Genomic DNA, 24,202 nt, shown 5'->3' with positions numbered 1-24,202 from the left:
TTTCATGTAAGTAGACGAGTCGGTAGTTTCGACGACGTTACCGCGCGGTCAAACTGGTGCTACCACGTCGGGGTACTACGGACGACGGTCGTAGGGCAGCCGATTGTGCCGGTCGAGAAAGGCCAGCAAGGCGTGACCCTCTTCGGTTGGGACAGCACCCAGGCCGCGGCAATCCGGGCACGTCCAGTCCCACTCGCCCGCGGGTGGCTGGGATTCGTGTCGCTTGAGCTGGTCGGCAACGATCCCAGCCTCGATCGGCCCTGCCACGGAATCCAGTCGCGCGCGCAGCTGATCGACGGTCTCGACCCATTGCAGGTAGGCCGGGGCGATTTGCAGACCCTCGCCGTGACAGCTGTCGCAGTGGTCCTCGAACGGTGACTGATCGGCTCGTCGCCGGCGCCGATGCCTACCGGTCGCCGGGTCGACCGGCGCGTCGCCGACAGCGTCGGCTGGCTCCAACATCGAATCGGCCCCCGCGGCGTTGTTCGGCGTGAACGAAATTCGATTCTCATCGACGGCGGGCTGTCTGTGCAACGTCCTCGCGCAAACGCACAGCCGCTGGACGGTCTCTGGCTCGGCCGTCCAGCCGTGACCGGGTGGCACGGCCGTCCGACGTGTGACCGGTAGCTCGGCCGTCCGACGTGTGGCCGGTCGCGCGGCGGTGCGGGCGCCGGCGGGCCCGTTGGCTAGGCTAGCGACGGCTCGTCGTACCGGTGTTTCCGGACGGCCTGCCGTGAGGGTGCCAGTGGCCGTCCCTCGCGGGGCGGTAGCTCAGCCGGTTAGAGCAGGGGACTCATAATCCCTGGGTCGTGGGTTCGAGTCCCACCCGCCCCACAATCCCCAACCGCACAGGCCGGATCTCGTTTTCCACAGGTCGACGAAAGCCCGTACCCACTCGTTCAAGCGAGCACACTCGTTCCTTCCGTGACAGCGCGCCGTCTGGATCGGCCTCGCGCTCGAACTTCGCGCGGAGACCCCGTCTTGCCGGCTCGGTTGCTGCTGTTCCGGCGCTCGTGCGACCCCACCGCTCAGCCGCGGCGATGCGCGCGATCAGCACACGACACGGTGCAGTCCCCGCGCGTGCAAGTTCAGGGTGGCGGAGGAACTGCTTCCTAGCGCGTTGGCACCCGCCGCGAGGAGCGGCGCAGGTCGTCGCCGAAGGGAGCCGGCGTGAACCAGGTGGGAAACGCGCGTGCCATTCGGCTGGGCCCGATCAGACGAACATGGCCGGAAGCGACGAGTTCACGGAACGGCGTGATCCCCGCGAGCCACTTGTACAGCTGTCCGGTCTCGGCCTGCACGACCAGATCGACATCCTTACCCTGGTCGTCCTTGCAGACGGTCATGCCGTCGCGGTCTATGTCGAGCCAGCCTTCCGCCCCACCGGCCCCGGTCAAGATCACCTGCACGACGGTGCGCATTGCCGGCAGGTTCGCCGCGTCAGCGCGTTGGTGCATGCGCCACAGCAGGGACTGCCCGTCGCAGACCTGTTCGGTGGGGTCGGTGTACAGCCAGCGGGCGGCCCAATGGCCGATCGACCAGACGATCGGAACAAGGGCCTGTCCGGCGTCGGTGAGGACGTAACTGCCCGATCGGCCTTGCCCGCCCGTTTCGCGACGCACCAGGCGGTGGGACTCCAGCGTGCGCAGCCGCTGCGATAGCAGCGTGCGGCTGATGCGGGGAATGCCCCGATGGATCTCGTTGAACCCTGTCGCACCGACGGACATCTCTCGGATCACCAGCGGCGTCCAGCGGTCACCGAACACGTCGATGCCCGTGCCGATCGGGCAGTAGTCGGTATAGCGGGTCACGTCGAAACTCTCCTCCCTCAGGCGTGCGGCCACTAGTACAGATGTTGTACCTCGCAGGTCCCTGATTGGGCGAGGCCGTCCCGCCACCGACGCCGTTGTGTCCACGTTCGTCCGGCGTGTTCGGTCCGCCGGCCCGGTACGAATCGGCTACTCGTCGCGCCTGGTCAGAGCACAGATGCTGCTGAGTGTTCGACAACGATTCAAGGAGACAACTCATGAGCACAACGAGAGCAGCATTCACATATCCGGAGGCCGCGGCAGGCGCTGCCCCCGGCGGCCGCATGTCCCGACTGGGAATCTGGTCGGCCACGCACCTGCGCGTCGTACTGGTGGGCTGGCTGGTCATCGTCGGAGCCTTCGGCGCGTTCGCGCCCCAAGTGGAGTCGGTGCTTTCCGGCGGAGGGTGGCAGGACAGCGGCAGCCAATCGATAGCCGCCCGCGACGTGATCGCCAAGGACTTCGCCGGCCTCGGCTCGACCGCCCTACAGGTGGTCGTCCACGATTCGACGCGCACGATCTTCTCCGATCCGGACGCACAGCGCGTCATCGCCCGGATCACGGCCGCACTCAAGGACGACCGCCGCATCAGCACGGTCGTGCCACCCCAACCTGGACTGAGCGTCTCCAGGGACGGCCGCACGGCGGTCGTGCAGGCAGGTGCCGCCGCCGATGCGAACGCCATGGTCCGCGCGGCCGATGAACTGAACGGACCTCTGCGAAAGCTCTCGACCGGGTCGGTGACGGTGCAGCTGACCGGATCAAGCGCGCTGTGGGCGAACTTCAACAAGGTCAACCACGCCGCGATGATCAGGTCGGAGGTGCTGTCCTGGCCCGTCACCATGGTCGTGCTGGTCCTTGCGTTCGGCAGCCTGGTCGCCGCCGGCCTGCCCCTGATGCTCACCCTCGCCGGGTTGGTGACCGCAGCGGGCGCGCTTGTACTGGCCACCCACGTGGCCCCGGTGAGTATCTGGGCGATGAACTTCGCCATGATGTTCGCCCTCGCGCTCGGCATCGACTACGCGCTGTTCATCGTGGTTCGTTTCCGTGCGGCGCTGCGCGGACGGGCAGACGAGCCCGACGTCGCTGCTCGATCGCTCGCGGCCGTAGCCGAGACGATGGACACCGCGGGCAAGGCCGTCGCGTTCAGCAGCGTCACGGTGCTGGTCTCGCTGTCCACCGTTCTGCTGGTGCCGAGCCCGGCGTTTCGAGGCGTGACGCTCGGCATCATGCTCGCCGTCGTGGCCGTACTCGCGGCCACCCTGACGCTGCTGCCCGCCGTACTCGGCCGACTCGGCACTCGTATCGACGCCGGCACGATCCGCTTCGCTCGATCCAAGAAGCACGACCGATCGCCCTCGGGCCTATCACGGGTACTGGACCGCTGGGGCGCTTTGCTTCACCGCCGACCGTGGCTGGCCGGTGGTCTAGCCGTTGCCCTACTGAGTTTTCTCGCCTGGCCGGTGACCGCGTTGCACACCGGAATGCCGAGCATCTCGATCATTCCAGCGTCGCAGAGCGCCCGCGCCGGCTATGTGCAGATCGCCGACGCCTTCGGCCCGGGGGCACCGGGCACGCTGTCCGTGCTCACCCGGCGGCCGGATACGCCCATCGCGCTCACCACGCTCGGCGAAGATCGCGGTATCGCCGCAGTGATGCCGGCGGGAATCAGCCAAGGATGGAGCCTGACCCTGGCGACCCCGACCACGGACGCCTCGGCGAAGGCCACCGGGGCGAGCATCGAACGACTGCGCAGGGAGCTGCCAACGGGCTCGCTCGTCGGCGGCGCTGCGGCGGAGAACCACGATCTGGAAAGGGTGATCGCCGCGCGGACGCCTCTGGTGTTCGGTCTGCTCATCGGCCTGGGCTTCCTCCTGCTGCTGGTCGCTCTCGGCTCCCCGCTCGTCGCCTTCGCCGGTGTGGTGACCAACCTCGCCTCGATTGCCGCGGCATTCGGCGTCGCCACGTGGATCTTCCAGGACGGCCACCTGTCCGGCGCGCTCGCCTTCGAGCCGCAGGGCTTCGTGGACGCCTGGGGGCCGTTGTTCTTCGGCGCCATGCTGTCGGGCGTCGCCATGGACTACACCCTGTTTCTGCTGTCCTCGGCCCGCGAGCACTACGACCGCACCGGCAACCCCGACTACGCGATGCGGATGGCGCTGCAGACCTCCGGCCGGGTCGTCCTGGCTGCCGCCGCCGTCATGGTCGCGGTGTTCCTGACCTTCGCCCTGGCCGGCCCGCTCGCCCCGAAGGAAATGGGCATCATCCTGGCCGTCGCCGTGTTTCTCGACGCCCTGCTCGTCCGCCTCCTCGTGCTGCCCGTGGTGCTTCGCATCGCCGGGCACGCCGCGTGGCACCTTCCCGCCTGGCTCGGGAGGGTGCTGCCGTCGGTGACGTTTTCCCATTGACCTGGGTCTGGCGCGATCCGGCCATCCGGCCGGATCGCGCCAGCTGGGTGGCCTGGTCCGGTCCGGCGGCCGACAGCCTAGAGAAGCAGACCTTCGGGGAGACGGGCGGCCAGGATCGAATGTCGTGGCCGAAGCACAAGTGTGGTGGCTGCGTGGGGGTGCTGTGGGTGGTTGTCCGCGATGCCGCCGGACAGGCTTACCGCATGACATCGACACCTGACAACCTCACCCTGGAACTCATCGACGTTCACGACATGGTCGTCGTGCACCGCGTATTCCGCCGCGAGCTGGCCATCATCGACCGGCTGGTCCGCGGCGTAGGGATCGGCGACGCGAAACGTGCCGCTGTCGTCGCCCGGCACGCGCGGCTCGTGCTGGCCGGCCTGCACCTGCACCACAGCGGCGAGGACGAGCTGCTCTGGCCGTTGCTGCTCGAGCGAGCACGCCCGTCACGAGAGCTCATCGAGCGGATGGAACGCCAGCACCGGCACGTGGAGGACCTCCTCGCGCGCCTCTCACCGGCGATCACCCGCTGGGAGTCCGAGTTGCGGCCCGCCGTCACGGAGGAGGTCGCCACCACGGTCAGCGCACTGCGAACGGCGCTGCTGGAACACCTCGACGAGGAGGAGGCGCACATCCTCCCGTTGGCGGCACGGCACATCACCCAACAGGAGTGGAACGCACTGGGCGAACACGGATTGGCCGCGATGAAGAAATCCGAGCTCCCCATCATGTGCGGGATGATCCTGGAGGACGCTTCGCCTTCGGAGCGTCACGCGATGTTGAGCGCGGTTCCAGCCCCCATCCGCATCCTGCTGCGGACGTGGGGTGCCTGGCGCTACCGGCGATACGTCACCGCGGTCCGAGCCGGGCTCTGATCGAGGACACCCAGCCATCGATCTCGCGAAGGTCGAGGCTGCGGCCGCGCTCCCACGCGCGCTCGAATTCCTCGTCGCTGAGTACGGAGTGCAGGCCACGTAGGCAGTGGTCCGTCGACTCCAGGTACGGCGGGAACGCCACGACCAGCGACGAGGCGTTCGCGGCGCGTTCAGCGGCGGAGAACAACGCGACCGCAAGCTGCGGCAGTTCTTGCCGGGTGGCCACGAGCGCGAGCGCCGGCAGAGTGACGATGAGGTTCCAATTGCTCGCGAGCCCGATCGACAGCTGCGCAGCCTCCTCCAGGCGGACCAGCGCCGCCTCGTCCTCGCCCACGGAAAGAAGAAGCCCGGCGTTGACGTTGAGCACCGTGGCCAATGTGAACGGACTGCCCAGGCGGCGCGAGACCACCTCAGCCTCGTCCAGGGACCTGCGCCCCGCCTGGAAGTCGTTCGTCCGAAGGTGCAGCTGACCGTGAGCCGCGAGCGCGTGCGCAAGCGCCCAGAGATCGGCCACCGCGCGACTTTCGGCTTCCGCGGACGCCAGATGCTCCCAGGCCGCCTCGAAGTCGCCGACGAACGCGGCTGCCGATCCCAGCAGGACGAGTGCTTCCCGAAGCCGGTGCGAGTCGGGAGAGTCCCGAAGCTCAGCCGCGGCCTCGGCTGCAGCCGCATACATGCCTACCGGATCCCCAGTGGCGTAACGCAATCCGGCTACGGCAAGCTGTGCGGCCCCGCGGCCGGACGTGCTCAGCGCATCGGGTGCCTGCAGCACTCGAGCCGCCCAGCCCAGACCCTCGCCGGCGGCGCCCCGCAGCGCCCAGTACAGCCAGGTGTCGGCCAACACCCCTCCGGCGGCTGATCGGTGTCCGATATCGATCAGCGTCGTGACGGCGGCCGTGAGGTTGGCATGCTCGCGTTCCAGCCGGTCGAGCCAGCCGGCCTGATCGGCGCTGCGCAAGCCGTCACGAGCGCTTCGAGCGAGGTCTGCGTAGTACGCGGCGTGCCGGGCGGCCAGGCCGGCGGTCTGGTCCGCGCTGAGCCGGGCGGCGGCGTACTGCCGCACCGGTTCCAGCAGCCTGTACGGGGCAGCAGGTGCCCGGCCAGGCATCACCAGGGATTGCTCCACCAGGCCGCCCAGCGCCGTGAAGGTGTCCAGGCCTTCGGCGGCCACCACCTCCACCGCCTCGATGGTGAATCCGCCCGCGAACACCGACAGCCGAGCGAGCAGAGCCTGCTCGTCCGCGGTCAACAGCTCGACACTCCAGTCCATCGTTGCCCGCATCGTCGATTGCCGAGCTGGGCGATCGCGCGATCGAGGCGAGGCGACGGCCTGGTCCAAGCGCGCCAACAGAGCCTGCGGCCCCAGGAACCGGGCGTGGGCAGCGGCCAGTTCCAGGGCCAGCGGAATTCCGTCGAGACGGTGGCAGATCTGGGCGATCGATGCGGCGGTCCGTGGGCTGAGGGCAAAGTCCCGGGCGGCGCCGGCGCGGTCCAGTAACAGCCGGGCCGCGGGTGACGCCGCAACCGCGTTGACGTCCGTCGACCGGGGAAGAGCAAGAGGCCCGAGCGGGTAGTCCCGTTCCACGCGGACGCGCAGGGGAGCGCGGCTGGTGGCCAGCAGCCGCAGGCACGGGCAGGCGGCGACCACGTCGGCGATGTCCGCCGCCGCCGCGAGCAGGTGTTCCAGGTTGTCCAGCACCAGCAGCCGAGGCCGGTCCTGCAGGTGTGCCGTCAACACCTGGAGCACCTCGTCGCGGGTGCTGAGCTGCAGGCCGTACGAGCGAGCCACCGCGGGCAGCACCAGCCCCGCCTCCCGGACGCCGGCCAGGTCGACCACAGTGACCACGCCGGCGATCTCTCCGGCGACCTCGCCGGCGAATTCAGCGCCGAATTCAGCAGCAGCGGCAAGCGCCAGACTCGTCTTTCCCACACCTCCCGGTCCGGTCAGGGTGATCAGCCTGGACGGTCCCGACCGGAGCAGGGCGAGCAGCTCGCTCAGTTCGGCGCCTCGGCCGATCAACGGCGCTGCGGCGGTAAGGCGGAATCGGTTAGCGCGTTCGCCGACCAGGTCGGGCGAACCGGCCGTGACAACAGATCCGGTCGCCGCGCGGACGAGTTCGGCGCGATCGGCAGCTTCCAGACCCAGCGCGTCGGCGAGCGCGCGGACCGTATTCGGGTAGGGACGGCGCCGTTCGCCGCGCTCCAGCGCGCCGATGGCCTTGTGGGACAGCCCGGCCCGGTCTGCGAGTTCCTCTTGAGTCAGCGCGGCGGCTGTGCGAAAGCGCCGCAAACGCACGGCGAAGTCTGCCTCGTCGGGCTCGTGCGCCGCCACGGCCGAATCCTAACAACGATCGGGGTCGGCAACCGGGAGCCGGACGACTGTAGACCTGATGTGGTGGCGTTGTGGGTGTCCTGGTCTCGGCGTGGCCGCCAGGGTTGTGCCCATGACTACGACAAGCAAGCAGCCAGGCCGTGTCGACTCCGGCCGCGGCGCGGTTCAACCAGACCCTTCGTGGCCGGCGGCCCGAATCCGTACCTACCGTCAGCAGACCAGCATTGCGGTTTTCGCGGCGTTCGCGCTGTCGGCCGTCTACACGGTCTACCTCACCGCGGTCGGAACCGCCGACTCGAGCTTCGACGCGATGGCGCCGGCCGCATGGTGTTTCTACGCCGTCGGGTTCGGTCTGGCCGCCTTGAGCCGAAACACGGGCCGACGCTCGATGTGGACCGTCGCGATTGCGCTGAGCGCCCTCATCGCGGTCGCCCTGTTCGTCTATCCCGCCACCTTCACCATCGCCCAGCAGACCACGTTCGGGTGGTTCGAGAACGACGTCTACACGGGGCTGTTGATGCTGGCGCTCTATCTGAGCGTGCAGAACCTCCGTGGTGTCGTCATCACCTCGACCCCACCGGTCGGCTCCTCGCGGCGGCGATCATGACCAGCACCGTCGACCAGTCCGCGTTCACGCCGACAGAATCGCTCGGCAATACCGGCCGAAAGCGGGCCACCCGGCAGTCAACGAGCTCCCGGATCACGCTGGCCGTCGTGTGTATCGCCACCGCGATGCTGATGCTCGACATCGCCGTCGTGAACACCGCTCTGACCAGCATCGCTCTGGACCTGCACACCGATCTGCCTGGCGTGCAGTGGGCGGTCGATGCGTACACCCTGCCGCTTGCGGCCCTCGTGCTCACCGCCGGCTCGTTGGCCGACCGGCTTGGACGCCGGCGGATCCTGCTCGCCGGTCTCGCGGTCTTCAGCCTTGGTTCCCTCGGCTGCAGCGCCGCCGGGTCCGCCGGACTGCTCGTGGCAACCCGCGCCGTGCAGGGTATCGGTGCGGCAGCGCTGTTCGCGGTGCCGCTCGCGCTGCTCGGACACGCCTTTCCCGACCGCAACGGCCGCACGGCCGCGCTGGCCGCTTTCGGCGCCACCATCGGCGCCTCGTTCGCCATCGGTCCGTTGGTGGGTGGACTGCTCACCGAACACGCCGGCTGGCGATGGATCTTCCTCATCAACGTGCCGATCGGGGTCCTGGTCGCGGCCGTGGCGCTGCGGTGGGTGGAGGAATCTCAAGACCCCCATCCCCGGCGCATCGACTGGCCCGGCCAGACGGTGCTGACCGCGGCCCTGCTCGCCCTCATCACCGGCCTGCTCCGTGGCGACGCCGACGGTTGGACGTCCGCGCTGGTTCTGCTGTGTCTGGGCGGCGGTGTGTCCTGCCTGATCGCGTTCCTCGCCATCGAGCACGGATCCTCGCACCCGATGTTGCCGCTGCCGATGTTCGCGAACCGGGTCTTCGCCACAACCCAGGTCGCGGCCTTCGCCATATCATCGTCGCTGTTCGCGGTGTTGCTCTATGTCTCGTTGTACGCCCAGGGGGTGCTCGGGCTTTCCCCCGTGCAAACCGGAGCAATCTACCTTCCGGGCACCTTGCTGATGATCGTCGTCGCCGCGTCCACCTCGAAGCTTGTCGGCCGAGTCAGGCCCACTGTGGCCCTGGCGGTCTCGCTGCTCGGCGTCGCCGCCGGTCTCGCGTTGCTGACCCTGGCCGACGAACATTCGTCATGGGTGGCGACCATGCCCGGCATCGTGCTGGCCTGCGGGGCCACCGGCGTGTTCAACCCGGTGATGAGCGGCCTCGTCCTGCAGGAAAGCGCTGCTACGCAGGCTGGTTTGGCCACCGGGATCAACGACACCTTCCGCCAGACCGGAGTCGCGCTCGGCATCGCCACCCTGGGCAGCTTCATTCCCACCGCGTCGGCCTTCGGCGGCGACCCGGCTGGTTACGTCACCGGCCTTCACCACGCCCTCTGGGCCGCCTGCGCGGTGGCTGTGGTCGGAGCCGCCGTGGTCGGCAGGTCGACACCACGGCGGGCGAGGGTGCGGGCACCCGGGGCCGACCGCTAGGGTCAATGGAGCGAGTGACGGCCTCAAGCACCAGTCCGGCTCGCGGAGATGCCTCAGGGAGGCACAATGCGGATCGGCTACTTCTTGTCGTGCGAAGAATACGACGCTCATCAGGTCATCGAGCAGGCGAAGCTGGCCGAACAGGCCGGCTTCGACTGCCTGTGGATCTCCGACCACTTCCACCCGTGGAACGACGAGCAGGGCAACTCCCCGTTCGTCTGGTCCGTCATCGGCGCGCTTTCTCAGGTCACCAGCCTGCCCATCGCGACGGCGGTGACCTGCCCGACAGTGCGCATCCATCCGGCAATCGTGGCCCAGGCAGCGGCAACCGCCGCACACCTGACCAACGGCAGGTTCGTCCTTGGTGTGGGCAGCGGCGAAGCGCTGAACGAGCACATAACCGCCGCTCGGTGGCCGAACGCCGATGAGCGGCTGGCCATGCTCGAGGAGGCCGTCGAGGTCATGCGCGCCCTGTGGAGCGGCGAGTACGTCAACCACCACGGCCCGCACTACCAGGTCGAGAACGCTCGGCTCTTCACGTTGCCCGCCCAGCCGCCACCGGTATACATCTCCGGCTTCGGGCCGAAGGCTTCGGCGTTGGCCGGCCGGATCGGCGACGGGTACGTCACGACGAAGCCGGACCAGGACCTCATCCGGGTGTTTCGCGACAACGGCGGCGAGGGCAAGCCCATGCAGGCCGGCTACAAGGTCTGCTGGTCCGGTGATCGGGAGGCGGCCGTCAGGACGGCGCACGCGTTGTGGGCAAACGAGTCCCTGCCGGGGGAGTTGGCCCAGACCTTGCCCAGTCCCGCGCACTTCGCGCAGGCCAGCCAACTCGTCACGCCGGAGATGGTGGCCGATTCGATCACCTGTGGCGACGACGTCCAGGCCCACGTCGATGCGTTCATCCCCTTTGCCGAGGCCGGGTTCGACGACATTCACATCAGCCAGGTGGGTGCCGCCCGCGACTCGACCAGCGCCGAAGGCTTCTTCGAGTTCTACGCCACGAAGGTCCTGCCGCGGCTGCGGGAGCTGTGAGCGTCGCTGGGCTGGGGCGGGCCGGGCCGGGCCGCCGGGATGGGGCCGGCTATATCGACATCGCCGAGTACGCCGCGATCGGCGACGGCCGGACCGTGGCCCTGATCGCCTCCGACGGCCGGATCGACTGGTTGCCGCTGCCCGATCTCGACTCGGTACCGGCCTTCGCGGCGGTGCTCGACGCGGCTGACGGGGGCTTCATGTCCCTGGCTCCGGTCGGGCCGTACACGGTGCAACGGTCATATGTGGAAGGCACAAACGTGCTGTGCACGGTCTATCGCACGCCCTCTGGCCAGGCGCGCGTGACGGACTCGATGAACACGGGCGTCGCCGGCCGGCTGCCGTGGGCCGAGCTTGTCCGGCGGCTGAGTGGGCTTTCCGGATCGGTGGAATTCGAGGCGACGGTACGTCCTGGCACCTGCCTCAACACGGCCTCACCGTGGCTGGAGCCCGGCCCGGAGACGACGCTCATTCGACTCGACGGCCTGACCATGAGCGTCCAGTCGCGCGGCCACGACCATATCGAGCGCGACGATCGGGAAGTCCGTTTCCGATTCAGGAGCGAAGTCGGGGTGGATCACCTGATCGGGCTGGTCGCGACGGAGCGCGAACCGCTGCAGGTCCCGTCCCTGCAGGCGTTGGACGAGGGTGTGGACCGCACGATCGCCAACTGGCAGGACTGGAGTTCAGCCTTCCATTGGGACGGTGAGTGGTCCGGGCCCGTGCATCGAAGCGCCCTGGCGCTGAAACTGCTGATCCATGCGCCGACCGGGGCGATCGCCGCCGCGGCGACCACGTCCCTGCCCGAGGATCCAAGCGGCGGTAAGAATTGGGACTACCGCTACGCCTGGGTTCGAGACATGGCGTACTCGTTGAAGGCGCTGTTCCGCTTCGGCCTGCGGGAGGAGACACACAGCGCCATCAGCTGGCTGCTGGCCACGATTCGCGAGCACGGCCCGGATCCGGCGGTGTTCTATCAGCTCGACGGCACCCCGTCCCACGAACGAACCGAGCCAGACGTCCCGGGCTGGCGCGGGATCGGGCCGGTGGTGACGGGTAACCGTGCGGTGAGCCAGTTGCAACTCGGTGTCTATGGCGACTTGCTGGACATCGTGGCTCGCTACGTCGACGCCGGCAACGTGCTGGACACCGAGACGGCTCGTCAGCTCGAAGCAGTCGCCGACCTTGCCTGCGATCGCTGGCGACGGCCGGACGCGGGTATGTGGGAGTTGCCCGAAGAACGGCACTACGTCACGTCGAAACTGGGCTGCTGGCAGGCGCTGGTGACAGCCGTGCGCCTGTGCGAACAGGGCCACCTTGCCGCGGACCCGTCGCGATGGCGGGCCGAGGCGGTCCGCATTCGTCAGTGGGTCGACGAGCACGGCTGGTCCGAACAACGCCAGGCCTACCGGTGGTACCCCGGCACCGACGAGCTTGACGCCTCGATCCTCCTGCATGCCATCAGTGGTTTCGACCGAGGCGAGCGCATGAGTCGCACTCTGGACGCGTTGCAGGACGAACTCGGCTCCGGGCCCCACCTCTTCCGCTACAGCGGGATGCACCACGAGGAAGGCAGCTTTGTCGCCTGTTCCTTCTGGATGGTGTCCGCGCTGCACCTGTGTGGCCGAAGCGAACAGGCCCGTCAGCGTTTCGAGGAGCTGCTCGCCTCGTCCAACGAAGTGGGCCTGTTCGCGGAGATGCTCACACCCGCCGACGGAGCCTTCCTCGGTAACTTCCCGCAGGCCCTGAGTCTGCTGGCCCTGATCAACGCCGCGATAACCTTGTCCGAAGACCCGAAGGAGGTGAGCTGACCGTGCAGGCACGAAGCCAGTACCACGCTGAACTCGACCACGTCTGGCAGTCCCTGTACGAGCTGGCCGAACTCGCTCGCCTCGCGATGGTCCGCGGATCGCTCGCCCTCGAGGAGGCCGACCTCCAGATTGCCGAGCAGGTCATCGCCGGTGATGTCCAGCTCGACACCCGGCGGGCTGAACTCGACGAACTCGTATTCACCCTCCTTGCCACCCAGCAACCGGTCGCCACCGACCTGCGGCTGCTGACCGCGACCATCCCGGCCGCCGCCGGCCTCGAGCGCATGGGTGACCTGGCGGCGCACGTAGCCCGGGCGGCCCGGCTGAGATATCCCGACCATGCCGTGCCCGAACCGCTGCGTGCCACGATCACGGGCATGGGAGAAGTCGCGGTCGGCCTCGCCGCCGACGTCGCCGCGGCGCTCGCGAGCCGCGACCCGACGCTGGCGGCCAGAGTGCCCGCCGGCGACGAGGAGATGACCCGGTTGCACCGGCAGATGTTTGCGCTGCTGCTCGCCGAGCACACCGGAGCGCGGGTCAACACCGCCATCGATGTCAGCCTGCTCGGCCGTTACTTCGAGCGCTACGCCGACCAAGCGGTTTCGGTCGCGCGACGCGTCTATTTCGTCATCACGGCCGAGCACCTGGCGCCGGTCGAGCCGCGTGAAGGATGGTCCGGAGGCCGTCGCTGAGCCCCCTCGCGATCAGCGGTGAGGCCCCGCCGCAACATCGGTGCCGAGTCTGCCTCCGGGTGCGGAATCCGGTTTGGCCTCGGTGAGTTCCTCGAGGCGACAGCGAGCCAGCCGCTCGACGAGTTCGGGTAGGGCCGGCTTCGGCGATCCCGCCAGCTGCGCACGGCACTGACGCACGACATCCACGATGAAGCAGACCGACAGGGTGCCCTCGTACTCGAAGGCGAGTCGCTCGATCAGGTCGGCGAAGTAGTGATCTGAATGCGGGCTGGACAAACCATGGCTTGGTTTCATGACACTCACCTCGGTCGGATCTCGTCGCTGGCCTGCTGCTGAAGCCGGTAGCGACGCGGCATCAGGCTATGCCACGACTGACCGGGTCGGGGTCCCGTGACCGGACTGCAACATCGCTCTCAGGTGGCTCTGATGCGTGTGATGCGCCGCGGCGGCACCGGGGCGATTCGTGCCGCCGGCGGCGGCTCAGCTGTCGCGGCGAAGCAGCAGCACGTACCCGGCAGCCATAGCTGCTGCTCCGTAGGTACAGAACAGGGCGAAGCCGGCCCATGGCGCCAGGGCACCGGCGCCGCGTTGCACGGTGAGGATCTGCGAGCCGGCGTTGGCGGGCATGTAGTGGATGGCGTTGTGCCAGCTGGGCGGTAGCAGGTCGATGACCACGCTGGGCGCGAAGAGAACTCCGAAGAAGGCGGACAGCGCGCCTGCCGTGTGCCTGACGAGTACCCCGATCGCGAGCCCGAGCAGGCCGACTGTGCACAGGTACAGACCGCCGCCGAAGACCGCGCGCAGCACGCCGGGATCGCTGAGCGAGACTCCGGCGTGCGCCCGGCCCAGCAGGGCCTGGCCCACCCCGAAGGCGCCGAAGGACATGATTTCGCCGAGAACCAGGCTCGCGGCGCCGAAAACGGCCGCCTTGGCGCCCAGGAGGGCGCCTCGTTGCGGCACGGCAGCCAGACTCGCGCGGATCATGCCGGTGCCGTATTCGGAACTGACCACCAGCACACCGAGGGCGCCGGCCGCGATCTGCGCGAGGTAGATTCCGCTGAGACTGAAGGTCGTCGCATCCAACCCGTCGACGGTTTGCTTGCCGATGGAGATCTCTTGGGCCATGCGCGCGCAGATGGCCGCGCCGAGCGCGACCGTCGACAGCAGGGCGACCACGGCGGTCCAGTATGTGGAGCGGACGGTGGTGAGCTTGGTCCACTCCGAGCGAAGGACGTTCCCAAGGCCGATGGACGGGCCAGAGCCCTGCAGGACCGGTGTGCCGGTGGCGGCGCTCATGACGCGTTCGCTTCTGCTATCTGGAAATCGAGATGGCTACGGGTCAGAGCCATGAAGGCCTCCTCCAAGGACGGGGCACGGGTGGTCAGTTCGTGCAGCGTGATGTGCCGCTGCGCGGCCAGCTCACCCACCCGCACGGCGCTCAACCCCGTGATACGCAGCGTCTCGGGACCGTCGCCGCCCGGGGATACGTCTGCGCCGGCGAGTTGAAGCACAGGACTGAAGGCGGCCGCCTGTGGCGAGCGGAGGGTCACCTCGCTCACCGCGCCATGGGCGATGATCTGCGCGGTGGGACCTTCGGCGAGCAAGCGCCCCTGAGCTATGACGACCACATGATCGGCAGTCAGCGCCATCTCGCTCATCAAGTGGCTGGACACCAGCACCGTCCGGCCCTCTTCGGCCAGCCGGCGCAACAGGGTGCGGATCCAGAGAATCCCCTCTGGATCAAGGCCGTTGACGGGTTCGTCGCAGAGCAGCACCGGCGGGTCGCCGAGCAGCGCGACGGCCAGCCCGAGTCGTTGCGCCATCCCGAGCGAAAATCCCTGCGCGCGCCGACGGGCGACACCGTCCAGACCGACGAGTTCCAACACCTCGCGGACGCGTCGAGGACCGATACCGTTGCTCTGCGCCAGACAGAGCAGGTGATTGAACGCGCTACGACCCCCGTGTACCGCCCTGGCCTCGAGGACGGCTCCGACCTCGAACATCGGCCGGTGGATGTCACGGTACGGGCGTCCGTTGACGGTAGCGGTCCCCGACGACGGTGCGTCCAGGCCCATGATCATTCGCATCGTCGTGGACTTGCCGGCTCCGTTCGGTCCGAGGAATCCGGTTACGTGCCCCGGCCGAACCTCGAAGGACAGCCCGTCCACCGCGCGGGCGGTTCCGTAGTGCTTGTGCAGGTCCCGGACCGAGATCATGAAAGCCCCCTCCGAGCAGTGACGTCGCGTCCTGCTCAGAATGCGGGGTCAGCCACCGCGGCGCCTCAGGGAAATCCCTGACCGGACCCCGATGCGTTCAGAGGTCGCTGCGCACCGGCCGCCCCCGACCCGGTCGTCCTCGATGGCGACGGCACGGGTCCCGCGGTGCCGTAGCCGCAGGCCACGCCTCGCGTCGGTGATGCTCACGCCTCGCGCGAGCGCAGGACGTCGGAGGCCGAACGCCAGGACAGGTCGGGGAACCTCGCGCACAGCGAGTGCGCGTCGGCGGTCATGTCGGTGGTGTCCATGACCAACGCGGTGGCCGCGCGCCGGGCGAAGGCCGGAGCGACCGGTGCGGCGGCGATGGACATGGCGCGAAGTGCGCCGCGTGGGATCCGTTTGATCCGACGCGCTCCGAGCAAACGAGCGAACTCCGTCATCGTCAGGTTGTCCGGTCCGGGAACGTCGATGGTCTCGCAGCGCAGCGATTCATCGGTGATCGCGCGTTCGACGAGCGCGGCCACGTCGGAGGCCGCGATGAAGTTGATCGGATTGTCGCCGTGGCCGAACACGAGCGCCGGGCCGCCGTCGGCCAGCGGGGCGCCGATCACGCCCGTCCAGGTCTCGACGTAGGCCGACGGCCGCAGCACCGTCCAGGAAAGGCCGCTGTTGTAGAGGTGTTGCTCGGCGGCATGCTTGGCTCGATGCAGTGACAGCGGATGGGCCGCACTCGCGCCGAGCACCGAGAGCAGCACGAAATGCGAGACCTCCGCATCGACCGCTGCTCGGATCAGATTCGCGTTGCCGTGATTGTCGATCGCCTCGGGGCCGCCTCCGCGTCCGCCGAGAAAGCCGTGCGTCGCCGCCACCACGGTCTCGCATCCGGTGGACGCGGCTGCCAGGCTGGACGGATCGCGCACGTCACCGATCGAGACCTGCGCACCGAGTCCCGCGGCGTGGGCAGCGACACGGGTCAGCACCCGTACCTGATGGCCGGATGACACCAGGCGGGCGACTACCTGGCGGCCGAGCGTGCCGGTGCCGCCGGCGACGAGGATCACGACGCCGAACCGTTGATCAGCCGATCGACGGCGGTATCGGCGTTACCGCTGGACACATCGAGCGGCTCGAGGTAGAACCGTCCGGACGAGATCAGTCCTTGTCGCACGACGAAAACGATGACGCCCGCCATCGCATGCGGTTGTCCGTCGACGCGCGTTCCGGCCATCTGCCATTCGGTCCAGGCCTCGTCACCGTCGCTCGCAGCCGCCACCACGCGCACGGACAGATCAGGAACACCGGCGAAGATCGTGGCCCAGTTGCGCCTGACCTGATCGCGGCCGAGAAATCCGCGTGCCGGATGCGCGGGCGTCTGGTTGACGTAGTCCGGGGCGAAGCAGTCGACCAGCGCGTTGAGGTCGTGGTCGTTCGTTACCTGGACCAGATGATCGATGACGCTGCGCGGGTCGTTCATCTGGAGCTCCCCAGGCTTGCTATGCTCGCCCAATATTCGATACACAACTCTGGAACGAAATATGCCGGAAGTCAAGGTCAGGCGCCGCTACGACGCCAGCCGCCGTCAGGAACAGGCCGCGCGGACCCGCTCCGGCATTCTCGACATCGCCCGTCAGCAGCTGCTCGAATCGGGCTACGCCGCTACGACCATCGCCGGGATCGCCGCGCAGGCCGAGGTCTCCGTCGAGACCGTCTACAAGGCCTTCGGAGGCAAGTCAGGGGTTGTGCGCGCGTTGTGGGAGCGCGGCCTGCGGGGCTCCCAAGGCCAAGGACGTGGGGCTGTGCCCGCGCCGGCTCGTTCAGATGCGCTGAGCACGTCCGAGAGTGACCCCCGGGTGGTCCTGCGCGGTTGGGGGAGGCTCACCACCGAGGTCGCTCCGGAGGTCGGCCCGATCATGCTCCTGATCCGCGCCGCATCGGCGTCCGACCCCGACATGGCCGAGCTGCTGGCCGAGGCCGAGGGACAACGCCGGGAACGTATGCGGCGCAACGCCCGTAGGTTGCAGCGCCGTGGCTGGCTTCGGCCGGGCTTATCCGTCACCCAGGCGTCCGACATTCTGTGGACCTACAGCTCGGCCGAGTTCTACGACCTGCTCGTACTCAAATCCGGATGGTCCGCCGGGCGGTACGGGGACTTCGTCGGCGAGGCACTCATCGCGGCCCTGTTGCCGCCCGTACCGAGCCGAATTGCTACCGCCCCCGATCGGCGGCGCGCTGCCGATCAGCCACGCTTGGGGTGAGCCCGCCGCAGCCGGGTGGAATCGCGAACGACGAGCTCGGGCTGGAACACGACCTGGCGATGCTTGTGTGCCGGGTCGCCTGCGGCCTCGTCGATCAACAGCTCCGTCGCGGTCTGTCCGAGCAACTGGCGGGGCTGCCTGACCGAGCTGAGGGGAACCGCCGCCGCGGAGGCGAAGTCGATGTCGTCGTAACCGATGATGGCCAAATCCTGCGGAACGGATCGTCCTTGGCTGGTCATCTCCTGCAGGAGTCCGAGCGCGAGCAGGTCGTTGGCGCAGAATGCCGCCGTGGGGCGGTCCGCCCGGCTGAGTCCGGACAGCCAAGCGCCCGCGCGCCGACCCTCGGCGACGGTGAGCGCGTCGGTGTCGAACGTGACCAGCGAGGAGGTAGGCATCCCGGCCTCGTCCAGGGCCAGGCGTGAACCCTTCAGACGATCCTGAACCTGCTTGATCGAACGCGGGCCGCCCACGAACGCGATCCTCTCGTGTCCCTGGCCGATCAGGTGGTTCACCGCGCTCTGCCCACCTGAGACGTCGTCCACCGATACCGAGCACTGCCCACGGCCGGAAGCCCGGTCGACGAGTACGACCGGCGTGCCCCGCTTGCGGATCTCCTCGATCCGCGGGTTCTTCGTCATCACCGGCGTGAGCAGAATCCCGAAGCTTCGCTGCTCCTCCAGCAGGCTCAGGTAGTGGGCCTCGCGATCGGGAAGCTCGGAGCTGTTGCAGATGACCAGCGACAGGCCGGACTTCTCCGCGGTCTTCTCAGCCCCGCCCGCGATGTCGACGAAGAACGGGTTGGCCACGTCGAGCACGATCAGCCCGACGGTGCGGCTCCGCCCGATGCGCAGCTGCCGCGCCGCCTCGTTGCGGACGAAGCCCAGTTCCTCGATCGCGCGCAGCACGCGGTCTCGGGTCTTGGGCGTCACCTTGTCGGGGCGGTTGAGCACATTCGAGACCGTCCCCACCGACACCCGGGCGCGCTTGGCGACCGCAACGATCCCGGCCGATCGACGGTCCGGCTCGCGCGGGGACGACGCGAGCTCCTCCGGCGGGGGCGCCGACCCCGCGCCCGTTGCCGCAGCCGATGAGTCGCGACTGAAGCCGAGTTCGTCCATCGCCCGGAGCACTCGTTCGCGGGTGGACGCCGAAACCCGCTCGGGACGATTCAACACATTTGAAACGGTGCCAATCGACACGGCGGCGTGGTCGGCCACCTGCGTGATTCGCACTGGCCCGCTCACGGGGGGCCGCCGGCGCCGAGGTCGACCCGGCAGGCATCGGGCGGGTAAGGCCCTTGTGCCATACGAGTTCTCGGCTTCACGCGACCACCCTTCCCGGAATCGAGAGGAGCTTAGCGAGCGGCCCTGTCCGGTAACAAGCCGGAAACTCCCCATTGACGGCCGCGCTTCGCGGCATTACCTTTTTGGCAACGCCGCTCTGAAAGCTTTCACACACGAAAAATTCGTCCCATGGCGCGCAGGATTCACACGACTTCGAACGAGGAGGCGACATGGCAGGAGCAGACACCGGCGTGCTGGGCCTGGCGGGTGTCAGCAAGTCATTTGGCAGCGTCGCCGCCCTCACCGACGTGTCCATCTCGCTCATGGGTGGGCAGGTCCACGCACTCGCCGGCGAGAACGGGGCCGGTAAGTCGACCCTGATCAAGACCCTGGCCGGGGTGTACCAGCCCGATGCCGGCACCGTGTTGCTCAACGGTGAGCCCGTCGTCTTTCGCGGGCCGGCGGATGCCCGCGATGCCGGCGTCGCGGTGATCTATCAGGAACCGACGCTGTTCCCGGACCTGTCGGTCGCCGAGAACATCTTCATGGGGCGCCAGCCCCGGGCAAGCCTGGGCCGGGTGGACCACAAGGCGATCAAGCAGGCCACCGCGAATCTCTTCGCCCGCCTCGGGGTCCAACTCGCCCCCGATGACGTCGCCCGCGGGCTGTCCATCGCCGACCAGCAGATGGTCGAGATCGCCAAGGCGCTTTCCTTCGACGCGAAGGTGCTGATCATGGACGAGCCGACCGCGGCCATCACGGCCAGCGAAGTGGCGCGCCTGTTCGCCGTCGTCCGGACGCTGCGCGACCAAGGTGCGGCAGTGCTGTTCATCTCGCATCGCCTGGAGGAGGTCTTCAGCCTCTGCGATTCGGTCACCACCTTGCGCGACGGCCGCTGGATCTCCAGCGAGCCGGTGAGCGAGCTGACCGAGGACGGCCTGATCCGCCGCATGGTCGGCCGCGACCTCGACCAGCTCTACCCCAAGCAGGTGGCCGAGATCGGCGAGGTCGCCCTGCACGTCGAGCGGCTCACCCGCGAAGGTGCCTTCGCCGACATCAGTTTTGACGTCCGCAAGGGCGAGATCGTGGCGCTGGCTGGTCTGGTGGGCGCGGGACGCACCGAGGTGGCGCGTGCGATCTTCGGCGTCGATCGCAGCCACGCGGGCGCGGTCACCGTCAACGGCAGGCGGCTGAGGCCCGGCTCGCCCAGTGCGGCGATGTCGTCCGGCCTGGCCCTGGTGCCCGAGGACCGACGTGAGCAGGGCCTGGTCATGGACATGCCGATCGGTCGCAACATCTGCCTACCCGGGCTCGGCGCACTGGGCATCGCCGGGTTCATGCTGCCGCGCCGGGAACGTTCCCGAGCCAAGGACTGGGCCAAACGCCTACAGGTCAAGTACAACAAGCTGGCCGACTCCGTCTCGACCCTGTCCGGCGGTAATCAGCAGAAGGTGGTGCTGGCCAAGTGGCTGGCCATCAACCCACACGTTCTCATCGTCGACGAACCGACCCGGGGCATCGACGTGGGAACGAAGGCCGAGGTACATCGGCTGCTGTCCGGTCTGGCCGCGCAGGGACTGGCCATTCTCATGATTTCCTCCGACCTTCCCGAGGTCCTCGGGATGGCCGACCGGGTGCTGGTCATGCGTGAGGGACGGCTCGTCGCCCAGTTCTCACGGGACGAGGCCACCGAGGAGAACGTCGTCAGCGCGGCGACCCGGTCCGGCGTGGGAGAGGCCGCGTGACCGCCACCGTGCCGTTGCAGCCCGAGACGGCCGGGCAGGTGCGGCCCAGCGCGACGCACCGCCTCGTCGACACGCTGCTGCGGCTTCGTGAGATCGCCCTGGTCGGCGTTATCGCCGTCCTGCTCATCGGCACGCAGGTGGACAACTCCCGTTTCCTGTCCGAGCAGGGGGTCAAGGATCTCCTGCTGAACGCGGCGATCCTGGTCCTCGTCGCCTGCGGCGAGGCCGTCGTCGTCATGACGCGCAACGTCGATCTGTCGGTTGGATCGATCCTCGGAGTAGCCGCGTTCGCGACCGGCGACGTGCTCAAGGGCGGCGGTTCGGTCGTCGTGGCCGTACTCGCCGCCCTCGCGGTCGGCGTGGCCTTCGGCCTGCTGAACGGCTTGCTCGTCAGCTTCGGCCAGGTCCCGTCCCTGGTCGTCACACTGGGAACCCTCTACATCATCCGCGGCGTCGATTCCCTCTGGGTCGGATCCCGGCAGATCACCGCGGCCGACCTGTCACCTGGATTCCTGTCGTTCGGGCACGGGGGAGTGGGCGCCGTCCCCTGGCTGGCGCTGTTGGCCGTGGTTGTCTTGATCGCGACCGGGGTGTTCCTGCGCAACTACCGGACCGGGCGCGACTTCTACGCCCTGGGGTCCAATCCGGAAGCGGCCAGGCTCGCCGGGACGCCGGTCCGGCGCCGCATCATCCAGGTCTACATCCTGTGTGGCGCGTTGGCCGGCCTGGCCGGCTGCCTGTACATGGCCCGATTCGCCAACGTCGACAGCGGCACGGGCAGCGGATTCGAGCTCACCGTCGTCAGCGCCGTCGTCGTCGGCGGTGTGGCGTTCACGGGTGGCTCCGGAAGCGTCTACGGCGCGGCCCTCGGCGCGCTGCTGCTCACCTCGATCAACAGCATGCTGCCGTCGCTGGGCATCAGCTCGGTATGGGTCCAGGCCATCGACGGATTCCTGCTGCTGCTGGCCATCGCGGTCGACCGCGTCGTTGCCGTACGAATAGCCCGCACCCTGAGGAAGAGGAGTGCCCGCCATGTCTGAGACCGCCCCGGCAGCGGACCCTGGTCCTGCCGCCGCTACGTCGAAGGAGTTCAGGGAGCGCGGCTTCGGCGCGCTCGTGCGCTGGGACAGCGTCGTAGCAGTGGTCCTCGTCCTCGTGCTGCTCTATTCCTTCGGCAGCGTCAAGAATTTCGGCAACTCCCTGAATCTGTCCTTCCTGATCGGAAACACCCTGCCGATCGCGATCATCGCGCTGCCCATGTGCATGTTGGTCGCCTCGGGGCAGATCGACCTGTCGGTCGGGTCGATGGCCGGCCTTTCCGGCGCGATCATGGGCGCGCTGTGGAACAACGGCTGGCCGATCCAGCAGATCATCCCGATCTGCCTAGCCGTCGGTCTGCTCGGTGGCCTGCTCAACGGCCTGCTGGTCACTCGTTTGGGCCTGCCGTCTCTGGCCGTGACGATCGGCACCCTGGCCCTGTTCCGCGGCCTGGCCCAGATCATCCTCGGCGCCAACGCGGTGACGGACTTTCCCGAGCAGTACCTGACTTTCGGCTCGGGACGGATCGGCAGCTCGTTCGTGCCCACCGCGGCGATTCCCTACCTCGTCCTCGTTGTGCTGGCGGTCGTGCTGCTGCACGTCTCCCGCTTCGGTCGAGCCGTGTTCGCGATCGGAGCAAATGAACAGGCCGCCTACTTCGCCGGGCTACGGGTGCGCCGGACCCGCTTGATCCTGTTCGCCCTGACCGGGTTGCTGGCCTCGGCGACCGGGGTGTTCTGGGTGCTGCACTATGCGAGCGCCCGCTACGACAACGCCACCGGCCTCGAACTGTCCGTCGTCGCCGCGGTTCTGCTCGGCGGCATCGACTTCGACGGCGGCAAGGGCACCATTCTCGGTGCGATCGCCGGCGTGTTCCTGCTCGGCACCCTGCAGAACGTGATGAGCCTGCAGGATGTCTCGGCCCAGACGCAGATCATCGTCACGGGAGTTCTCCTCGTCGTATCCGTACTAGCACCGCGTACGGCTCGTCAGGTTCGCCAATACGCCGCTCGGCGCAGGGTTGTCTCTGCGGTAAAGCGAGCGGCATCCGCCAGTGCTTGACCCGGGTACTGCACACCGCACCCCGGAACGCTCTCACCCCGAAAGGTCGACCATGTCTGAGAAGACTGCTCGTCGCGGCCGGCTCCTCGTAGCCGGTACAGCGCTGGCGGTGTTGTCGCTGGGCCTGAGTGCCTGTGGAAGTACGACAAAGAACACCGCAACCAGCACCAGCTCGTCCGGGTCAGGCTCGGCTACGACGTCTGCCTCCGGTTCGGCCAACCCGAATGCTCCGCTCAAGACCGGCCTGACGGTCGCCTTCCTGCCCAAGCAGGTGAACAACCCGTACTTCACGACCTCCGACGGTGGCGGCAAGACCGCGCTCACCAAGCTCGGTGAGACGTACAAGGAGGTCGGGACGAGCAGTGCCACCGACACCGCCGGTCAGGTCTCCTACGTCAACACCCTGACCCAGCAGCAGGTCGCAGCGATCGCGGTCTCGGCCCAGGACGCCGGAGCGCTGTGCACCGCCCTCAAACAGGCGATGAAGAACGGCATCAAGGTGGTGACCTACGACTCCGATACCAACCCTGACTGCCGGCAGGTGTTCGTGTCGCAGGCCTCGTCGGAGGATCTCGGTCGATCGGAGGTGCAGCTGCTGGGCAAGCAGTTGAACTACACCGGCGACATCGCGATTCTGTCCGCCGCCCAGACCGCGACGAACCAGAACACCTGGATCGGCTTCATGAAGGACGAACTCAAGAAGCCCCAGTACAAGAACATGAAACTGGTCAAGGTCGCCTACGGCAACGACGACGCCCAGACCTCGTTCCAGCAGACCCAGGGCCTCATGCAGCAGTACCCGAACCTCAAGGGCATCATCAGCCCGACGACGGTCGGCATCAAGGCGGCGGCGCAGTATCTGTCGGGCTCGTCGTACAAGGGCAAGGTCATGCTGACCGGGCTCGGCACACCCAATGACATGCGCCAGTACGTCAAGGACGGCACCGTCGCCGGGTTCGAGCTGTGGGATCCCGGAAAACTCGGACAGCTCGCGGCGTACACCGCCGTTGCCCTGTCCTCCGGTCAGATCACGGGCGCGAGTGGTGAGACCTTCACCGCCGGCGATCTGGGCAGCTACACCATCGGCGCCAGCGGAATCATCCTGCTGGGCAAGCCGACCGTCTTCAGCAAGGACAACATCGACCAGTTCAACTTCTAACGAGCTTCCGGTCGCGTCGGGTGTCACTGAACCCGGCGCGACCGGACTCAGGGGATCTCATGAACCGCATCTGTTTCACCCTGCGAATCCGACCGGAATCGGTGGCCGAGTACCGAAACCGGCACGCAGCCGTCTGGCCCGAGATGCGCTCGAGCCTGTCGGCGGCAGGCTGGCACAATTACTCCATCTTCGTCGGTGATGACGGAACGGTCGTCGGCTACCTCGAGACCGAGGACTTCGAGCTGGCGCGGCAGCGGATGCAGGGCAGCGAGGTCAACGAACGCTGGCAGCGGGAGATGGCACCGTTCTTCCTCGGCCTGGACGAAGGCGCGGGCACGGCGGACGCGGCGATGATCCCGTTGCCCGAAGCCTTTCACCTCGCATGAGCATCGTGCCCAGCC

The 24,202-nt window shown here is 68.0% G+C and carries 22 protein-coding genes and 1 tRNA gene; 14 read left to right on the top strand and 9 right to left on the bottom strand.

Annotation, left to right across the window (positions count from 1 at the left end; genetic code table 11):
- Positions 1-75 precede the first annotated feature (75 nt).
- Positions 76-462, bottom strand: a complete 387-nt coding sequence (locus M6D93_RS14250; protein WP_249769995.1) for a hypothetical protein — start codon at positions 460-462, stop codon at positions 76-78.
- A 298-nt stretch (positions 463-760) separates the two neighbouring features.
- On the opposite strand from M6D93_RS14250, the gene M6D93_RS14245 reads away from it, so the two are divergent.
- Positions 761-834, top strand: a tRNA-Ile gene (locus M6D93_RS14245).
- Between the two features lie 278 nt (positions 835-1,112).
- Here the strand turns inward: M6D93_RS14245 and M6D93_RS14240 are convergent.
- Positions 1,113-1,844, bottom strand: coding sequence for a winged helix-turn-helix transcriptional regulator (locus M6D93_RS14240; protein WP_249769993.1), 732 nt, complete (start codon positions 1,842-1,844; stop codon positions 1,113-1,115).
- 182 nt (positions 1,845-2,026) lie between these two features.
- Between M6D93_RS14240 and M6D93_RS14235 the strand changes: the two genes are divergently transcribed.
- Positions 2,027-4,216: an MMPL family transporter gene (locus tag M6D93_RS14235; RefSeq protein WP_249769991.1), complete on the top strand. Its 2,190-nt coding sequence runs from the start codon at positions 2,027-2,029 to the stop codon at positions 4,214-4,216.
- A gap of 203 nt (positions 4,217-4,419) precedes the next feature.
- Positions 4,420-5,094: a hemerythrin domain-containing protein gene (locus tag M6D93_RS14230; protein WP_249769989.1), complete on the top strand. Its 675-nt coding sequence runs from the start codon at positions 4,420-4,422 to the stop codon at positions 5,092-5,094.
- Here the strand turns inward: M6D93_RS14230 and M6D93_RS14225 are convergent.
- Positions 5,069-7,426: an ATP-binding protein gene (locus M6D93_RS14225; RefSeq protein ID WP_249769987.1), complete on the bottom strand. Its 2,358-nt coding sequence runs from the start codon at positions 7,424-7,426 to the stop codon at positions 5,069-5,071. The two genes, M6D93_RS14230 and M6D93_RS14225, sit on opposite strands and share 26 nt — an antisense overlap.
- A 112-nt stretch (positions 7,427-7,538) precedes the next feature.
- On the opposite strand from M6D93_RS14225, the gene M6D93_RS14220 reads away from it, so the two are divergent.
- From M6D93_RS14220 to phoU, 5 genes are all read left to right on the top strand, one after another.
- A complete protein-coding gene (locus M6D93_RS14220) occupies positions 7,539-8,033 on the top strand; it encodes a hypothetical protein (protein ID WP_249769985.1) in 495 nt (164 codons plus the stop codon).
- Positions 8,030-9,502, top strand: a complete 1,473-nt coding sequence (locus M6D93_RS14215; protein ID WP_249769983.1) for an MFS transporter — start codon at positions 8,030-8,032, stop codon at positions 9,500-9,502. The genes M6D93_RS14220 and M6D93_RS14215 overlap by 4 nt, the downstream gene beginning before the upstream one ends.
- A gap of 66 nt (positions 9,503-9,568) precedes the next feature.
- Complete coding sequence (locus M6D93_RS14210) at positions 9,569-10,540, top strand: TIGR03557 family F420-dependent LLM class oxidoreductase (protein WP_249769981.1); 972 nt, start codon at positions 9,569-9,571, stop codon at positions 10,538-10,540.
- The gene (locus M6D93_RS14205) at positions 10,537-12,351 is read left to right on the top strand and encodes a glycoside hydrolase family 15 protein (protein ID WP_249769979.1); all 1,815 of its coding nucleotides are present in this window, start codon (positions 10,537-10,539) and stop codon (positions 12,349-12,351) included. The genes M6D93_RS14210 and M6D93_RS14205 overlap by 4 nt, the downstream gene beginning before the upstream one ends.
- A 2-nt stretch (positions 12,352-12,353) precedes the next feature.
- Positions 12,354-13,043 (top strand): phosphate signaling complex protein PhoU, encoded by a 690-nt coding sequence (gene phoU, locus M6D93_RS14200; RefSeq protein ID WP_249769977.1) that lies wholly within the window; start codon positions 12,354-12,356, stop codon positions 13,041-13,043.
- Positions 13,044-13,055: 12 nt separating this feature from the next.
- Here the strand turns inward: phoU and M6D93_RS14195 are convergent, their stop codons facing one another.
- The 5 genes from M6D93_RS14195 to M6D93_RS14175 all read right to left on the bottom strand — a co-directional run bounded on the left by M6D93_RS14195 (position 13,056) and on the right by M6D93_RS14175 (position 16,733).
- Positions 13,056-13,337: a hypothetical protein gene (locus tag M6D93_RS14195; protein WP_249769975.1), complete on the bottom strand. Its 282-nt coding sequence runs from the start codon at positions 13,335-13,337 to the stop codon at positions 13,056-13,058.
- Between the two features lie 186 nt (positions 13,338-13,523).
- On the bottom strand, positions 13,524-14,339 hold the full coding sequence (locus M6D93_RS14190) for an ABC-2 transporter permease (RefSeq protein ID WP_249769973.1): 816 nt from the start codon (positions 14,337-14,339) through the stop codon (positions 13,524-13,526).
- The gene (locus M6D93_RS14185) at positions 14,336-15,259 is read right to left on the bottom strand and encodes an ABC transporter ATP-binding protein (RefSeq protein WP_249769971.1); all 924 of its coding nucleotides are present in this window, start codon (positions 15,257-15,259) and stop codon (positions 14,336-14,338) included. Before M6D93_RS14185 ends, M6D93_RS14190 begins: the two co-directional genes overlap by 4 nt.
- A gap of 203 nt (positions 15,260-15,462) precedes the next feature.
- Positions 15,463-16,320, bottom strand: coding sequence for an SDR family oxidoreductase (locus tag M6D93_RS14180; protein WP_249769970.1), 858 nt, complete (start codon positions 16,318-16,320; stop codon positions 15,463-15,465).
- A complete protein-coding gene (locus M6D93_RS14175) occupies positions 16,317-16,733 on the bottom strand; it encodes a nuclear transport factor 2 family protein (RefSeq protein ID WP_249769969.1) in 417 nt (138 codons plus the stop codon). The genes M6D93_RS14180 and M6D93_RS14175 overlap by 4 nt, the downstream gene beginning before the upstream one ends.
- Before the next feature lie 61 nt (positions 16,734-16,794).
- Between M6D93_RS14175 and M6D93_RS14170 the strand changes: the two genes are divergently transcribed.
- Complete coding sequence (locus M6D93_RS14170; RefSeq protein WP_249769968.1) at positions 16,795-17,514, top strand: TetR/AcrR family transcriptional regulator; 720 nt, start codon at positions 16,795-16,797, stop codon at positions 17,512-17,514.
- Here M6D93_RS14170 and M6D93_RS14165 read toward each other — a convergent pair.
- Positions 17,496-18,689: a substrate-binding domain-containing protein gene (locus tag M6D93_RS14165; protein ID WP_249769967.1), complete on the bottom strand. Its 1,194-nt coding sequence runs from the start codon at positions 18,687-18,689 to the stop codon at positions 17,496-17,498. The two genes, M6D93_RS14170 and M6D93_RS14165, sit on opposite strands and share 19 nt — an antisense overlap.
- A 338-nt stretch (positions 18,690-19,027) precedes the next feature.
- Between M6D93_RS14165 and M6D93_RS14160 the strand changes: the two genes are divergently transcribed.
- The 5 genes from M6D93_RS14160 to M6D93_RS14140 are packed head-to-tail and all read left to right on the top strand — an operon-like array spanning position 19,028 to position 24,187.
- Positions 19,028-20,542: a sugar ABC transporter ATP-binding protein gene (locus M6D93_RS14160; RefSeq protein ID WP_249769966.1), complete on the top strand. Its 1,515-nt coding sequence runs from the start codon at positions 19,028-19,030 to the stop codon at positions 20,540-20,542.
- Positions 20,539-21,582, top strand: coding sequence for an ABC transporter permease (locus M6D93_RS14155; RefSeq protein ID WP_249769965.1), 1,044 nt, complete (start codon positions 20,539-20,541; stop codon positions 21,580-21,582). Before M6D93_RS14160 ends, M6D93_RS14155 begins: the two co-directional genes overlap by 4 nt.
- A complete protein-coding gene (locus M6D93_RS14150) occupies positions 21,575-22,642 on the top strand; it encodes an ABC transporter permease (RefSeq protein WP_249769964.1) in 1,068 nt (355 codons plus the stop codon). Before M6D93_RS14155 ends, M6D93_RS14150 begins: the two co-directional genes overlap by 8 nt.
- Positions 22,643-22,694: 52 nt before the next feature.
- Complete coding sequence (rhaS, locus tag M6D93_RS14145; protein WP_249769963.1) at positions 22,695-23,801, top strand: rhamnose ABC transporter substrate-binding protein; 1,107 nt, start codon at positions 22,695-22,697, stop codon at positions 23,799-23,801.
- Positions 23,802-23,860: 59 nt separating this feature from the next.
- A complete protein-coding gene (locus M6D93_RS14140) occupies positions 23,861-24,187 on the top strand; it encodes an L-rhamnose mutarotase (protein ID WP_249769962.1) in 327 nt (108 codons plus the stop codon).
- Positions 24,188-24,202 lie beyond the last annotated feature (15 nt).

Source organism: Jatrophihabitans telluris (genome assembly GCF_023516435.1).
Classification (GTDB): domain Bacteria; phylum Actinomycetota; class Actinomycetes; order Mycobacteriales; family Jatrophihabitantaceae; genus Jatrophihabitans_A; species Jatrophihabitans_A telluris.
Note: the sequence above shows the minus strand (reverse complement) of the source record. Positions and strands in the feature narration are given on the sequence as shown.

Coding starts and splice junctions, on each gene's coding strand:
- M6D93_RS14250 (WP_249769995.1), bottom strand. CDS start 462: ATGTTGGAGCCAGCCGACGCTGTCGGCGACGCGCCGGTCGACCCGGCG.
- M6D93_RS14140 (WP_249769962.1), top strand. CDS start 23,861: ATGAACCGCATCTGTTTCACCCTGCGAATCCGACCGGAATCGGTGGCC.
- M6D93_RS14235 (WP_249769991.1), top strand. CDS start 2,027: ATGAGCACAACGAGAGCAGCATTCACATATCCGGAGGCCGCGGCAGGC.
- M6D93_RS14175 (WP_249769969.1), bottom strand. CDS start 16,733: ATGAACGACCCGCGCAGCGTCATCGATCATCTGGTCCAGGTAACGAAC.
- M6D93_RS14220 (WP_249769985.1), top strand. CDS start 7,539: ATGACTACGACAAGCAAGCAGCCAGGCCGTGTCGACTCCGGCCGCGGC.
- M6D93_RS14185 (WP_249769971.1), bottom strand. CDS start 15,259: ATGATCTCGGTCCGGGACCTGCACAAGCACTACGGAACCGCCCGCGCG.
- M6D93_RS14160 (WP_249769966.1), top strand. CDS start 19,028: ATGGCAGGAGCAGACACCGGCGTGCTGGGCCTGGCGGGTGTCAGCAAG.
- M6D93_RS14150 (WP_249769964.1), top strand. CDS start 21,575: ATGTCTGAGACCGCCCCGGCAGCGGACCCTGGTCCTGCCGCCGCTACG.
- M6D93_RS14190 (WP_249769973.1), bottom strand. CDS start 14,339: ATGAGCGCCGCCACCGGCACACCGGTCCTGCAGGGCTCTGGCCCGTCC.
- M6D93_RS14195 (WP_249769975.1), bottom strand. CDS start 13,337: ATGAAACCAAGCCATGGTTTGTCCAGCCCGCATTCAGATCACTACTTC.
- M6D93_RS14210 (WP_249769981.1), top strand. CDS start 9,569: ATGCGGATCGGCTACTTCTTGTCGTGCGAAGAATACGACGCTCATCAG.
- M6D93_RS14170 (WP_249769968.1), top strand. CDS start 16,795: ATGCCGGAAGTCAAGGTCAGGCGCCGCTACGACGCCAGCCGCCGTCAG.
- M6D93_RS14230 (WP_249769989.1), top strand. CDS start 4,420: ATGACATCGACACCTGACAACCTCACCCTGGAACTCATCGACGTTCAC.
- rhaS (WP_249769963.1), top strand. CDS start 22,695: ATGTCTGAGAAGACTGCTCGTCGCGGCCGGCTCCTCGTAGCCGGTACA.
- M6D93_RS14215 (WP_249769983.1), top strand. CDS start 8,030: ATGACCAGCACCGTCGACCAGTCCGCGTTCACGCCGACAGAATCGCTC.